This window comes from Deltaproteobacteria bacterium, assembly GCA_009929795.1.
Taxonomy (GTDB): domain Bacteria; phylum Desulfobacterota; class Desulfovibrionia; order Desulfovibrionales; family Desulfomicrobiaceae; genus RZZR01.
Genome location: RZZR01000003.1, coordinates 29859 through 43599, shown reverse-complemented (window position 1 = coordinate 43599; position 13741 = coordinate 29859). Strand labels below are relative to the sequence as shown.

Sequence of the window (13741 nt, the reverse complement as noted above, 5' to 3'; positions counted from 1 at the left end):
GTTTCGTGGCCAAGCCGATCCTCGTCATACAGATGCATCGGATGGGCGATATGGTCATGGCCTTCCCCCTGTTCGACTGGCTGGCTCGGGCCTGGCCCGGGCATCCGGTCTGGGTGGCGGCCCAGCCCCCTGTTTCCATGGCCCTCCAGGGCATCGGGCCGAAGGTCCGTCATGTTTTGCCGTCCGATCCGGCCCTGAAGACCCAGACCTTCCTGTTTTGTCTGAATCTTTCCTCCAGAGAGGAAGCAGCGGCCCTAGCTGGAGGAGTTCGCGCTGAGGCGCTCTTCGGCCCTTTTCGGACGCCGGACGGACGACTGTACATCAGGGGCGACTGGAACCTGTACCGATCCAGCCTGACGGACAACAGCCGCCACAACAGATTCCACTGGTCTGAGCTGTACGGATTGGATCTTGTGCCGGATCTGGTTCGGGGTCACGTCTGGCCGACGCCAGTGTGCAGGACCGGAATCCCGGCCAGAATCGGCCTTTTCCCAGGCGCGAGCACTGCGGCCAAAACTCCAGGGGTGGATTTCTGGATTTCCCTCGCCCAGCGGCTTCTGAGCCAGGGGCACGCCCCGGTTCTGCTTGGTGGAAAGGTCGAGAGTTCGGTAGGGCGGGCCATCAGTCGTGCCCTGCCTGCCAAGGTCATGAACCTTTGCGGCCAGACCGATTTGGCCGGACTGATGCGTGTCTTCGCGAGCCTCAACCTGTTGATCGCCCCGGATACTGGTCCCATGCATCTGGCCTCATGGGCCGGCCTCCCGGTTCTGAATTTGTCTATAGGGCCAGTGTATCCCTGGGACACCGGACCATTTCGGCCCGGAAGCTGGATCGTCAGGTCCGGATCGAGTTGTACAGGGTGCTGGTCGTGTCGGCAAAATAGGGTTTTTTGCGCCGACGCGGTCACGGCAACCAAGATATCGTCCTTGGCCAGCCGCGTTCTCAGAAAGGAAATCGTCAGAATGGAGGTTTCGACCCTCCGGGTCTGGTCTGTGCGACGGGATGCGGACGGGCTCTACGATTTGGCTTCGGTCGGGAGAAAGGCTCGACCGGAGGCCAGGGAGTGCGTGAGTACTTTCTGGAAGGCATTTTTCTGGTCGGTTTTCGGACCCGGCTCTGGCCAGGAAGCGAAGGCCAAATGGCTCCTCCTGCGGCAAACATTTCCCGATTTGGCCCTGGCCCTGGCCCGGTCCCGAGTCCGTCTCGCCTTGGTCCTTGGTCGTCAGGCTAAATCATCATTATCTTTTGGCCCCCTTTCTTTCTGGCGTTCGTTCCCCCCCGGAATCCGGCCTTTGACCAGCTATGTCCAGCATGTGCTCGATAACGGAGACCATGGTCGGGAAGCCCTGAAGACCTGCCTTTTCCTGATCGACGCACTTCCCTTTGACCTCTGAGCCCAGGGCCTTCTTTTGAAGGGTACGGGTTTTGTATCGCTACCGGACAAAGGAGGTCCGGTATGCAGTTTTTTCCCCTTTTTTCGTCCGGCACCGAGTCAAACTCCAATGTCAGCCCGGGAACGTCTTCATCCCTTCCGGAAAGCGCCAATGAGCTTTTCGAGTCGTTTTTTGGCCGGTTTCTGTTCGATAGCCAAGGTGGGCAACCCCTGTTCGAGACCGGCAAGGAGTCGTTCGACCTTATCTCTCAGCCGAGCGACAGTCGGTCGGTTTCCGAACCATGGACCGATTATTCGGATGCCGGCAAAGTTTCCGATTGTTCATGGTGGGAAGGAACTCCGCAAGAAATGGTGATCGAGTATTCCCCAACCTCGGCGCAGCATGAACCGGACGCGCATGAACAGTTATCTTCGGATTGGTCGACGGATACGACCGAAGCGGCCCGGGGCCGTGAAACAGTCGGGGACGACTCAGACAATCACGGCCGATCTCGTGACGACGGGTATGGGCCTGATGCCGCGAGCGGCGGGGTGGAAGCCCGGGCCGACGAGAGTCCTCAATACTCCGGCGGCTATCCCGACGACGATCAGGGCCAGAATGATCCGCTGTCCGAGGGTGATGTCGGGCATGTTGCCGAAGGCTTGTCGGGAGAAGCGGAGCGAACTTCTCTCGAGGACGCGGCTGGGCAGGAAAGAAATGAGTTCGATTCGAGAGATACTTTCGAACAGATCGCCGATGGGCGTGCTGAGCCCCTCTTGCCGGAGGATCGTGACAAAGAAACAACGAGTATCCGGCTGGAGGAGTGGCAGGCCCTCATGTCTTTTTTGAAGGGCTTGGCAGGAGGAAATACTGAGGTCCACGGACTCGTTGAGCGAATGAAGCGGGCCATACAGACATCGGGACAAGCCAAGGCCGGTTCCGAATCGGTTCCTCCCTGGCGACAGGAAGGCTTCGGGGCGTTGTCTGCTCAAAAGCAAGCGAGTCTGGTCCTCGGCTGGGTTTCTCTTTCGAAAGAAACGAGAGTCGATTTGACCTCGGTGGGCCAAGTTGGTCCAGAGGCCAAGAAGGCTTTGTCTCTGTTGGCACGTCAAGGTGAGCATGTCCAAATTGATGAGAGTCGTGTCGGAAACAGGGACAATCAAAGATTGCTTGGGGATAGCCGAAACGACGGTGCCCGATCTAAATTCCGGCAAGTTGTGGGCAAAGATTTGAAAGGAATGAGCAAAGGGGCCTCGGCGGAAGTCGGATCAATGAGCATGAATCGTCAGGAGTCGGCAGATGCCGACAAGGCCATCGAGATTCAAATGGATCGGTCTTCCTTGAAAAACCAACTTTTCAATGGGCAAGAGAGAAGGCAAGGCGGCTTCAAAGGCGAGGGCATGAATTCGGAAGAAGGAAAAGAGGACGCTCACTTTGTGGACACCATCCGAACACGGACACTTAAGGATGGAACTGCCGCAGATCAAATTCGGAATACCCGCACAAATTCGGCCAGGAACGATGCCGTGGCAGGTGGAGAGCGCAATGTCGAAACAGTTGGTACTGAGGCCATTGGCAAAGATACCACACGTTTCAGCAGTGCCGTCAAGGCCGACACCGAGTTGCGGGAAGGTCTGTCGAATCGGGTGACGGCCGCAGGAAAATTTTCTGAAGGACAACGTCCGGGTGCCGATCAGTTCGGGTTTCGACAGGACGCCAAGGCCAAGGACAGTCACGGCGAGGCGGCTTCGAACGACAGGGCCGCAGGCAGTTTTTTCCGAGCGGCTGCCAAGACTGGAGAGCTGAGCGGTCAAATCACGCAGACCATGGCGGACGTCAAGGCTGATGCCGGAACAGAGGCCGGGCAGAAGACCAGATCCATGGCTCAGTCAGCTTCCAAGCCGAGTTCGAACGAGATTCTGGCTCAATTGGAGAAGGGTGTCTTCAGGGATCTGGGCCAGGGCAAGAGACAGCTCGTGCTTCGATTGCAGCCCGAGGACCTGGGAACCATTCGGGTGGTTCTTCAGGTCAAGGGCAAGGAGATTCAGGCGGTCATGCACACCTCGAACACCGATACGGCCACGGCCTTGAGCGATCAGATGCAGGCCCTGCGTCAGAATCTGGAGCAACAGGGGCTCAGGGTTTCGCGGCTGGACGTTCAATCCGAGGCCAATCATCACGATTCTGCCGGAGAATGGACGGGCGCCCAGGGCCACAATGAACTGCAGGAGGAGGTGGCCAGGCAGGCCCGGAAGATGCGTTGGCAGGGACTCTTTCAGAGAGGCGGCCAGGATGTGGTCCGGGAGATGCAAAGTCCAGGCATGGCGGAAAGTTTTTCCTCCGATGGGTTGGACATCTTTGCGTGAGGTTATGAAATTATGATCACGAACGTCATCGGGACTTACGAGCAGGAACAGGCCCTTGACCAGAAGAAGACCGGAGACCGGTCAGAACTGGGCAAGGAGGCCTTTCTCCAGCTTCTGGTCACCCAGCTTCGGCACCAGGATCCCCTGAATCCCATGGACGACAAGGAATTCACGGCCCAACTGGCCCAGTTTTCCAGCCTCGAACAGTTGACCCAGATCGCCAAGGGCATCGACGGCCTTCAGGAAAATTCAAGCAGGCAGGAAATGCTCGGAGCGGTGAGCTTCATCGGCAAGACCGTGACCGCCGAAGGTAATCAGGTCAGCAAGGTCGACGGCAAGGCTGGCCCGATCTATTACTCCTTCGACGACGTGGCGGCCAAGATGTACATCAACGTTTACGACGCTGACGGAAACATCATCTATTCGGCCAACGCCATGTCCAAGCAGCCAGGATCCTACGAGTTCACCTGGGACGGCAGCAACTACATGGGTGGCTCAGCCCCGGACGGTGTGTACTACGTTTATATCGCGGCTGAAGGAGTCAACGGGCAGCCCGTCCTGGTCAATTCCGAGGTCGCCGGGGTGGTGGCCGGAGTGGAGAATGTGGGCGGTCAGATCTATCTTCGATTGCAGGACGGGCGGTATCTCGACTTCATGCAGGTTACTCAAGTGGTGGATTCGGGCCAGCAGGCCCAAGAATCCGAAGTATAAGGGGGTACGTTATGGGTTTGTCAGCAGCTCTTTACTCGGGCACCACCGGACTCAAGGCCCATGGCGAGGCCATGTCGGTCATCGGTAACAACATCGCCAACGTCAGCACCCTAGGCTTCAAGGGTTCTAGGATGCATTTCATGGACGCCTTGAGTCAGTCCATCACCACGGCGGCAGGGGGCGGACAGGTAGGGCGGGGCGTCATGGTCGGCACGGTCATGGCCGATTTCGCCCAGGGCTCCCTGGAAACCACCACCGAGGCCACGGATTTGGCCATCGGTGGCAAGGGATTCTTCATGGTCTCCCCCAAGGGGTATGAGACGAATTATTACACTCGGGCCGGGAATTTTCGGTTCGACAAGGATGGCTATCTGGTCGATCCCAATGGCTACGTGCTTCAGGGCTGGGAAGTGCAGCGGGAAAACATCTCCGCTGCGGCCACGACGGCGTCGACCAGTTCGGCCACGGTCGGGGTCAAGACCATCGGTGTACCAACCGACATCCGATTGGAAAATTTTCAGTCTCCGCCTCAGGCGACCACGAACGTCAGCATGATTGTGAACGTCGATTCCAGGGCGGAAGACAAGTCGACCAGCGAAACGGACCCGTTCTTCGCCTTGTATAGCAATTGGGACGCTACTGTGGACCCGCCATTAGGCGACGCTCAATATGCCTACCAAAGCACGATCAAGGTATATGACGAGAACGGAACTTCGCACAATCTTACCGTGTATTTCGATCCGGTCAACCACGAGGACGTTATCGATGCGGCCGGAGGCAAGAAGTATGTGGAGTACATGGTCACGGTTCCGCCTAACGAAGATCATCGGGAATTCGTTATAGACGCAGGGGGAGATAACGAGAGGATGCGCGGTGTGTTGATGATCGGGACCCTGACCTTCAACACGGCCGGCGAGATCGAGGGCATGACCGGTTTCACGATTAATGCGGACGGTCCGGATGGCGGTCCGTATACTTTTCCCGCCGACCCAAGTGATTTGGCTGAGTGGACTCCTGCCAATTTTTCCCAGAACGGTTACCCCATCTGCACGGCCAACTTCACTGGAGCCGCAAATGCCAGCTCGACTTCCTACCCGGGAGGCGCCACCGCAAATCCTCCTGCAGATCCCAAGAATATTGAAATCAATTTTGGATTGCGCAACAAGAACTTAGAAGAAGATCCCGTTAATCCCATTGGCCCTGGATGGACGAGCAACTCGGGTGCCACAGGCGGTGATCCTGCGACATATGGAACTGACCCGGACAATTTGATGACCGTAAGAGATCCGGAAATCAGCGCCCTGTCGAGCACAACGTATAGTACGGGATCAACCACCCTGTACCAGTCTCAGGACGGGTATGGTGCGGGATTTTTGCAGAGCGTTTCCGTGGACCGGGACGGGGTGCTCGTTGGTAGGTATTCCAACGGTCAAGTCTTGGAACTCTACGCCTTGACCCTGGCAGATTTCAACAATCAGTACGCATTGTACCGGGAAGGAAACAACCTGTTCTCGGAAACCCGGTCTTCCGGACCGCCGTTGACTGGTTTGGCTGGAACGGCCGGCAAGGGGAGCATCGCTTCCAACTCCCTTGAGCAGTCCAACGTCGATCTGGCCACGGAGTTCGTGAACATGATCACGACACAGAAGGGGTTCGAGGCCAACAGCAAAACCATTACCACCACGGACCAGATGCTGTCCATTCTCATACAACTCAAGAGATAAGAACGGCTCCAAGTCGACAACCAACACCGATAGCCCGCTGGGATTTCAGCGGGCTATCGGTGTTTGGGAGGCCAAGACATGGTCCGACTCAAAACATTCGATTCATCATGATCCCAGTGGCTTTTTCCAGAGAAGAAGCCAGATCGACAAGTTCGTCCGGAGGAATTTTTCGGATGACCTTGTCGGTGGCCGGATCGATCACCTCGACCTGGAGAACATTTCGCTTGTCGTCGAGATTGAACTTGAGCTGGGAGCCCATGGCCGAGGCGTAGCTTTCCATGGCCGAGGCCAAGGTTCGGGCTGTGTCCCGATCGAGAAGCTCGTCGTCTTCGCGTTGCTGGAAATTCTGGACGGTGTTTTTTTGCTCGCGTTGAGCCATTTCCTGGTCACGACCGATGGATTCCTCAACACGGTGCCGTGCTTCGGCTGCCAGTCGTTCCGCTCCCCCGTCGTTTTGCTGCAGGAGTGGTTGGATGATCATGCTTCTTACCTCCTTGATGGTCATAACAATAATCGGCCGAAAGCACTTGAAACTTTAGGGGTGGGAAAAAAATGACGGATGGGAGGATTTTTAAGGCCGGAAGGATGACATGAAAGGGAAAAAATGGCCAAAAATATACTTAATATACTGTTTTAAATATATATAATTTTTTGGCCCCTTGATTGCATAATTCTGAAAAAGCCTAAGGAGGTTTCACCATGTCTTTAGTCATCAACCATAATCTCATGGCAATGAATGCCACCCGGAATCTGTCCAATGCGTACAACAGTCTGGGTGTGTCAACCAGGCGACTGTCTTCGGGGCTCCGGATCGGCACGGCGGCCGACGATGCCGCCGGATTGGCGATCCGCGAGCTCATGCGGGCGGACATCGCTTCAATGAACCAGGGCATCAGAAACGCCAACGATGCCATCTCGATGATCCAGACGGCCGACGGGGCCTTGGGGGTCATTGATGAGAAACTCATCCGGATGAAGGAGCTGGCGACCCAGGCGGCCACGGGCACCTACACGTCGGCCCAGCGACTGATCATCGACTCCGAGTACCAAGCCATGGCCTCGGAAATCACCCGAATCGCCATGGCTACTGATTTCAACGGCATCAAGCTCTTGGACGGAACATTATCGGGCGCGCATGAAGGTACGGGATTGCAGTCGAGTGGTGATTTGAAGATCCATTTCGGAGCAGGCAACGACAGCGCTGAAGACTACTATTACATCCGAATCGGCGCGGCCACGGCTTCGGCGTTGGGAGTCGGTTTTGGCGCCCGAGGAGGTACTACCCTCGCTGAAAACGCCGGTCGTTCCATCTCCACACAGGCCCTGGCCCAGAACGCGCTGGATGCCCTAAACGCAGCCATCACTTCTAAGGACAATATCCGCGCCAATCTCGGTGCCATGCAGAACAGGTTGGCCAACACCATCACCAATCTGAGCATCCAGGCCGAGAATCTCCAGGCCGCTGAATCCCGGATCTCCGACGTGGATGTCGCTGCAGAAATGACCGAGTTCGTCCGGAATCAGATTCTGACCCAGGCCGCCGTGGCCATGCTTTCACAGGCCAACTCGCTGCCCAGGATGGCCATGCAGCTCATTCAGGGCGGGTAGTTGATAGAGGTGACAGTCATTCCGTGAGTGGCTGTGGCTAAGACATGGTCCGCCATGGGGGATTGGCCCCCATGGCGGGCAAGGTCAAGGCCTTTGATCGCCTTGGTTCAGCAGCTTGTGAATTGCCTTGCGGGCTGCCAGTTGCTCGGCTTTGCGAACCGTCGAGGACCGAGCCTCGGCAAAGGATCCATCCGGCAGACGGACCTCGACCAGATAGCTCGCACAATGGTCCGGCCCCATGGTTTCCTTGAGGATATACGTCGGCTTTGCCTTGTGCAGGGACTGGGTAAGTTCCTGTAATCGGGACTTGTCGTCTTTGGGACGATCCAGATCTGGGGATGTCGGCCAGATCGGGCCTAGAATCCGGTCGATGCAATCCATGGCCCGGTCGAATCCGGCGTCGAGGTATATCCCCCCGAGCAGAGCCTCCAGGGCGTCGCTCAAGATGGAGTCTCTGTCCTTCCCCCCCTGTAATTCCTCGCCCTTCCCGAGCAGGACGTGTCGTCCGAGATTCATGGATCTGGCCCGTTCGGCCAAGGCCTTTTCATTGACCAGGGATGCCCTGAGTCTGGTCATGTCCCCCTCCCGCATATCCGAGAAGAGGTCATATATCTTCACCGAAACGGCCAACTCCAGGACCGCGTCTCCTAGGAATTCCATCCGTTCGTTGCTTTCCATGCCTTGCTCGTTGGCATACGAGCTGTGGGTCAAGGCCTGGAGCACCAGGGACTGGTCGCCGAATTTATAGCCGAGCTTCATTTCAAGATCTGAAATCGGGTCATTCTTGGCATTCACCACACGTCACACTCGCTCTTTCGGGTTGCAAACGGAAAAGGGCCGGTTTTCACCGGCCCCGAGATGTCAGATTTTTGAGAGGCCCCGGCAGTGCTCAGCGTTCTTCGGCCAGGGAAAAATCCATATTCTGGCCCGAACCTGACACGGACCCCTCGTGTCCGATGACCCGGGTGACCGAAGCGACCATGGAGGCCACATCCGACAGATTCGAGGGGATGATCAGGGAGTTTCCTTCTTTAGCCAGTTTTCCGAATTCATTCAGATATTGTTCGGCGACGCGGAGATTGGCCGCGCCCATGCCGTTGTCCCTGGTCATGGCCTGAGCAACCAGTGCGATGCTCCGCGCCGTGGCCTGGGCCACGAGTTCGATTTCGCGGGCCCTTCCCTCGGCCTCGTTGATTCGTTTCTGCTTTTCGCCTTCGGATATGGCAATGGCCTCCTGGCGAAGGCCTTCGGCCCGGTTGATGCGGGCCTGCTTGTCACCTTCTGAGCGGGCGATCTCGGCCCGTTTTTCCCGCTCGGCCTTCATCTGTTGTTCCATGGCGTCCATGACGCTTTGGGGCGGGGTGATATCCTTGATTTCGTAGCGGAGCACCTTGACCCCCCAGGTCTGGGCGGCTTCGTCCACGGCATCGACAACGGCCATGTTGATGCTTTCCCGTTCCTCGAATGTTTTGTCCAGGTCGATCTTGCCGATGGCCGAACGAAGGGATGTCTGGGCCAGTTGGTTTGCGGCCAGCTTGTAGTCCTCGATGCCATAGGCGGAGAGTTTGCTGTCGACTATTTGCAAATAAATGACACCATCGACTTCAACCGTGACGTTGTCCCTGGTGATGCATGTCTGGGAAACCACGTCCAGGACCTCCTCTTTCAGGGAGCGTTTATAGCTTACTCGATCGAGAAAGGGAAAAAGGATATGAAAACCGGCCCCCAATGTGGTTCGATATTTTCCGAGACGTTCGACAATGAATTCGGAACGTTGGGGGACAACGACAGTGTACCGGTAGAGAACGAAAATGACCAGACCGGCCAAAAGAAGGACCACGACGAGGGAGTCGCTGGCGAACAACTGAGCAAGCATGGGTATCTCCTGTGATATTTGGTTAAGAATCGGGGGTTCAGCCTCTAGTCACGGGCCGGACGTGGTAGACGGTCCCTTCTTGGTTGGATTCTATTTTTTCAACCACGACCATGGCTCCGGCTTCGATGGACTCTTGGGCCACGGCTCGCCAGAAGGAACCCCTGAATTTGACGGATCCGGGCATGTCCGGGGCGATCGGCTTGGTGACCAGGCATTTGCTCCCCACGGGACTGGCATCCAGTCCGTCATCCTCCGTGTCCTTCGCTCGGCCGGTGAAGGCCTTCAGACCCAGGCGTCGGAGAGAAACGAGCCCAAGGACTGAAGCCAGGATGAATGTCACGATCTGAAACTCGAGGCCGAGGGTGTCCGAAAAGGCGACGGCCGAAGCTGCCCAGGCTCCGACTCCGAAGAAGATGAATACGAAATTGGGCATGGTGATTTCCAGAACGATGAACACCAAGCCGATGATAAACCACACGAGGTAGGCGGCCATGATCGTGACTCCAAATGCCGTTTAGAAGTGGGACTGTCCTGTGCTGATGAGAATGCCCGAAAAACACTTCCAGGGCAAGGCCATCGCATTGAGGCATGTTCCGCTTGCCCGGAAGGCCGAGTCCCTGTAGAGGCGCAGAGATGGTGTCTGAGGTTCGAGGCTTGATCAACAGGTCGGGCAAACCGGGGGATGGGATGGAGTTCGAGAGGAAAACGGTCATCGGGGTCTTTGTTGAGGCGTGCCAACGTTTCAAGGATCGCCCGGCTTTCCGGTACAGGGCCGGAGAGCAGGAGTTTGAGGTGACCTACGAAAAGTTCCTTGAGGACGTCCTGCTCCTGTCCAGAGCTTTCGCCAAGAAGAAAATTCAGAAGGGGGAGCGGGTTCTTCTCCTTTCGGACAACCGTTACGCATGGATCGTGACCGACATGGCCCTTCAGTCCCTGGGGGCCATCAGCGTGCCCAGAGGCAGCGATGCACCATCTCAGGAGTTGCGGTTCATTCTCGAGCACTCCGGATGTTCACATCTGATCTTCGAAACAGCGGAGCTTTTAGGCTGTCACGAAGAGACGATCAAAGGCATCAAAGGCGTGATGACCACATTAGTCATCGCCGGTGAAGGTCGGGGGAGCTGGTTCGACCGCGTTTTTTCCTATGCCGATATTCTTGGAGAGCGCACCTTCACCGCCCAGGATCGAGACGAATTTCTTGATGCGGCCCGAAACATTCTGCCCGAGGATCCGATGACCATCATCTACACCTCGGGAACCACCGGGGTCCCCAAGGGGGTTGTTCTGACCCATGCCAACATCCACCACAACATCGTCAACCTGCCGGGGCTGATCGGGCTGACCGAAAAGGACCGATGGCTCTCGGTCCTCCCGACTTGGCACATTTTCGAGCGGACCGCCGAGTACCTTTCGGTCGCTCGGGGGAGCGAAATCGTCTACTCCTCGATCAAAACCTTTGCCGCTGATTTGGCCGAGTACAAGCCGACCCTGGTGGCCAGTGTCCCCAGGCTCTGGGAGTCCCTGTACAACCGAATCCAGGCGGCCGTGCGGAAGAAGGGGGTTTGGCCCGAGCGGATTTTTGCTGCCTTGGTCTGGACCTCCAAGGCCTACCGCAGAAATCGGCGTATAGTCCGCAATGAACTGCCGGTATTTGTGAGGCCGGGGCGGTTCAGGGTGGCGATCGACAGGGCCAGAGCTTTTTGGGCCATGGCGGCATTGGCCCTGCCGTACTGCCTTGCTCGGAAAAAATTGTCTGCTGTTCAGGAGCGATTCGGAGGCCGTCTGAGAATGGCCATCAGCGGAGGGGGAAGTCTGCCGGCCTATCTCGACGAATGGATCGATGCCCTGGGCATCAGAATCGTCAATGCCTATGGCATGACCGAATGTTCGCCGGGCATCGCCGGCAGAGGTTGGAATTGTCCTGTTTTCGGAACCCTCGGGCCTCCGGTGCCGGAAACGGAACTGAGGATCGCAGACGATGGAGATCAGCCTCTTCCCCCAGGGCATGAGGGCGAGATCCAGGTCCGGGGGGGGCAGGTCTTCGGCGGGTATTACATGGCCGATGAGGAGAATCGAAAGGCCTTTACGGCCGACGGGTTTTTCCGGACCGGAGATCTCGGGATGCTGACCGTCACAGGAGAATTGGTGATCACCGGACGATCCAAGGAGATCATCGTCCTGACCAGCGGAGAAAATGTGGATCCCAGTCGGATCGAGGCGACCATCTCCATGTTTCCTTTTGTGAACGATGCCGTGCTGGTCGGCCAAGACCAGAAGGGGCTGGGGGCCCTCATCGTGCCGAACATGGAGGAACTGCGCGAGTACTTGAGGCGCAAATACCAACGCATCTCTCAGGAAACAGAAGATTTTTTGAGCGATTCGAGCATACTCGAAGGCATTCGCAAGGAGATGAACAAATTGCTCGATACCAGGAAAGGATTCAAGCCTTACGAGAAACTGCATCGGATTTCTTTTCTTGACCGGGAGTTCCAACTTGGCGAGGAATTGACCAACACCTTGAAGAAAAAGCGTCATGTCATTGAGCGAAAATACAAGGAAATCATAACCCGGTTGTTTCAGTAGAAACGGTCAGGGGCGCAGCGCAAGTTTCGCGAGCCGGGCATTTTTTTTGAGTTGGGATGTATAGAAAGGTATCGAGGATCGATCCGAAACCTTTGGTCATGGAGAACTTGGTGGAGCAGTTCGAGCCGAGGATCGTCGCTTTTTTTTGTAACTGGTGCACCTACGGCGCGGCCGATCTGGCCGGTGTAGGCCGAATGCAGTATCCACCTAATTTTCGGGTCGTCCGACTTCCTTGCACGGGAGGACTCGATGCCCGCTACGTTCTTCAGGCCTTTCGCCGGGGAGCCGACGGGGTCTGGATTTCGGGCTGCCATCCTGGAGACTGCCACTACATCTCAGGCAACCTCCATGCCAGGCGTCGTTTCGCCCTGCTGAAGAATCTTCTGGAGTATGTGGGACTGGAGCCGGGAAGAGTTCTTTTCTCCTGGATCTCTTCGGCCGAGGCCGAGGCCTTTCGACGGACGGCCACGGAGGTGGTGGAGACCGTCAGAGGGCTGGGGCCGAACACGAGGCTGGTCAAAAAGATCGAAGAAGGGGCCGGGCCATGCTGACGGAGAGAACCCTGGCCATTCGAGAATTCGCTGCCGCAATTCTGGACGAGGGACGGGTCGATGCCGTGCTCGGTCACGCCCGGGGCACGGTGCCCATGCGGGACAGGCCCATTTTGATCCGGGATTCGTCCCAGGTCGGCGAACTGATCTGGTCCGGGTTCTGTGTCGGCAACCCGGCCACGTATCTGTCGGGTTTCAAAGGCCGGATCGGCATCGTCGCCCAGGGTTGCGTGAGTCGCAACATCGTCGGGCTGATTCAGGAGAGGCAGATCGAGCGGGACAGGGTGGTGTTTCTGGGGGTTCCATGCCTGGGAATGCTGGATCGACGGAAAATCCAGGCCAAGGTCGGAGGCCGGACAATCCTTGAGGTCGTCGACGACGGGGAAGGGGAGATCACGGTTCGGGGGATGGATTTCGAGGAGCGCCTTGTTCGAGCCCACATGCGCCGCGACAATTGCATGACCTGCATGCATCGCAATCCGGTGATTCACGACTTTCTGGCCGCTTCCCCGGTGGACGAGACCGGTGGCGGGAATCTGGACATGGTCGCCGCGCCTTGGGAATCCTTGGAGGCCTCCGACCGATGGCGATCCTTTGTCTCGACCTTTGCGTCTTGCGTCCGGTGCTATGCCTGCCGGGACGCCTGCCCCCTGTGCTATTGTCCGGTATGCTTCGTCGACGAAAGCAGGCCCCAATGGTGCGGCAAGGGACAGGACGAGGCCGATGTCCAGACGTTTCATCTTTTGCGGGCACTGCATTGTGCCGGACGTTGCACGGATTGCGGTGCATGTGAGTCGGCCTGTCCGGTGGGAGTGAAGGTGCGGAGACTGACCGCTAAGCTGGAAAAGGACGTCCGATTTCTCTACGGCCATGAGCCCGGGCTGGACCCTGTGGACCGTCAGCCGCTGATGTCCTTCAAGTCCGAAGATTCTCAAGATTTCCTGATCTT

General features: G+C 57.2%; 11 protein-coding genes and 1 pseudogene. 8 read left to right on the top strand and 4 right to left on the bottom strand.

Annotation, left to right across the window (positions count from 1 at the left end; all coding sequences use genetic code 11):
* Positions 1-5: 5 nt before the first annotated feature.
* The 4 genes from EOM25_00830 (at position 6) to EOM25_00815 (ending at position 6174) form a co-directional block, all read left to right on the top strand.
* A complete protein-coding gene (locus tag EOM25_00830) occupies positions 6-1394 on the top strand; it encodes a glycosyltransferase family 9 protein (protein NCC23731.1) in 1389 nt (462 codons plus the stop codon).
* Between the two features lie 62 nt (positions 1395-1456).
* Complete coding sequence (locus tag EOM25_00825; protein ID NCC23730.1) at positions 1457-3739, top strand: flagellar hook-length control protein FliK; 2283 nt, start codon at positions 1457-1459, stop codon at positions 3737-3739.
* 12 nt (positions 3740-3751) lie between these two features.
* Positions 3752-4450: a flagellar hook assembly protein FlgD gene (locus tag EOM25_00820; GenBank protein ID NCC23729.1), complete on the top strand. Its 699-nt coding sequence runs from the start codon at positions 3752-3754 to the stop codon at positions 4448-4450.
* An 11-nt stretch (positions 4451-4461) separates the two neighbouring features.
* Positions 4462-6174 carry a flagellar hook protein FlgE gene (locus EOM25_00815; protein ID NCC23728.1) on the top strand — a complete coding sequence of 571 codons (1713 nt, stop codon included), beginning with the start codon at positions 4462-4464 and terminating at the stop codon, positions 6172-6174.
* An 88-nt stretch (positions 6175-6262) separates the two neighbouring features.
* On the opposite strand, the gene EOM25_00810 is transcribed toward EOM25_00815, so the two are convergent.
* Positions 6263-6679, bottom strand: coding sequence for a flagellar protein FlaG (locus tag EOM25_00810; GenBank protein NCC23727.1), 417 nt, complete (start codon positions 6677-6679; stop codon positions 6263-6265).
* Between the two features lie 194 nt (positions 6680-6873).
* On the opposite strand from EOM25_00810, the gene EOM25_00805 reads away from it, so the two are divergent.
* A complete protein-coding gene (locus tag EOM25_00805; protein ID NCC23726.1) occupies positions 6874-7782 on the top strand; it encodes a flagellin in 909 nt (302 codons plus the stop codon).
* 84 nt (positions 7783-7866) lie between these two features.
* Here the strand turns inward: EOM25_00805 and rnc are convergent, their stop codons facing one another.
* The 3 genes from rnc to EOM25_00790 all read right to left on the bottom strand — a co-directional run bounded on the left by rnc (position 7867) and on the right by EOM25_00790 (position 10151).
* A complete protein-coding gene (rnc, locus tag EOM25_00800) occupies positions 7867-8541 on the bottom strand; it encodes a ribonuclease III (GenBank protein NCC23725.1) in 675 nt (224 codons plus the stop codon).
* A 130-nt stretch (positions 8542-8671) separates the two neighbouring features.
* Positions 8672-9658: a paraslipin gene (locus EOM25_00795; GenBank protein NCC23724.1), complete on the bottom strand. Its 987-nt coding sequence runs from the start codon at positions 9656-9658 to the stop codon at positions 8672-8674.
* A 37-nt stretch (positions 9659-9695) separates the two neighbouring features.
* Entirely contained in the window at positions 9696-10151 is a 456-nt protein-coding gene (locus tag EOM25_00790) for an NfeD family protein (protein NCC23723.1), read from the bottom strand.
* A gap of 194 nt (positions 10152-10345) precedes the next feature.
* Between EOM25_00790 and EOM25_00785 the strand changes: the two genes are divergently transcribed.
* From EOM25_00785 to EOM25_00775, 3 genes and pseudogenes are all read left to right on the top strand, one after another.
* Positions 10346-12241, top strand: coding sequence for a long-chain fatty acid--CoA ligase (locus EOM25_00785; GenBank protein ID NCC23722.1), 1896 nt, complete (start codon positions 10346-10348; stop codon positions 12239-12241).
* 110 nt (positions 12242-12351) lie between these two features.
* Positions 12352-12792, top strand: a complete 441-nt coding sequence (locus tag EOM25_00780; GenBank protein ID NCC23721.1) for a hydrogenase iron-sulfur subunit — start codon at positions 12352-12354, stop codon at positions 12790-12792.
* A pseudogene (locus EOM25_00775) lies at positions 12789-13679 on the top strand (4Fe-4S ferredoxin). The gene EOM25_00780 and the pseudogene EOM25_00775 overlap by 4 nt, the downstream one beginning before the upstream one ends.
* The last annotated feature ends 62 nt before the right edge of the window (positions 13680-13741 follow it).

Coding starts and splice junctions, on each gene's coding strand:
- EOM25_00825 (NCC23730.1), top strand. CDS start 1,457: ATGCAGTTTTTTCCCCTTTTTTCGTCCGGCACCGAGTCAAACTCCAAT.
- EOM25_00820 (NCC23729.1), top strand. CDS start 3,752: ATGATCACGAACGTCATCGGGACTTACGAGCAGGAACAGGCCCTTGAC.
- EOM25_00815 (NCC23728.1), top strand. CDS start 4,462: ATGGGTTTGTCAGCAGCTCTTTACTCGGGCACCACCGGACTCAAGGCC.
- EOM25_00810 (NCC23727.1), bottom strand. CDS start 6,679: ATGACCATCAAGGAGGTAAGAAGCATGATCATCCAACCACTCCTGCAG.
- EOM25_00805 (NCC23726.1), top strand. CDS start 6,874: ATGTCTTTAGTCATCAACCATAATCTCATGGCAATGAATGCCACCCGG.
- rnc (NCC23725.1), bottom strand. CDS start 8,541: ATGAAGCTCGGCTATAAATTCGGCGACCAGTCCCTGGTGCTCCAGGCC.
- EOM25_00795 (NCC23724.1), bottom strand. CDS start 9,658: ATGCTTGCTCAGTTGTTCGCCAGCGACTCCCTCGTCGTGGTCCTTCTT.
- EOM25_00790 (NCC23723.1), bottom strand. CDS start 10,151: ATGGCCGCCTACCTCGTGTGGTTTATCATCGGCTTGGTGTTCATCGTT.
- EOM25_00785 (NCC23722.1), top strand. CDS start 10,346: ATGGAGTTCGAGAGGAAAACGGTCATCGGGGTCTTTGTTGAGGCGTGC.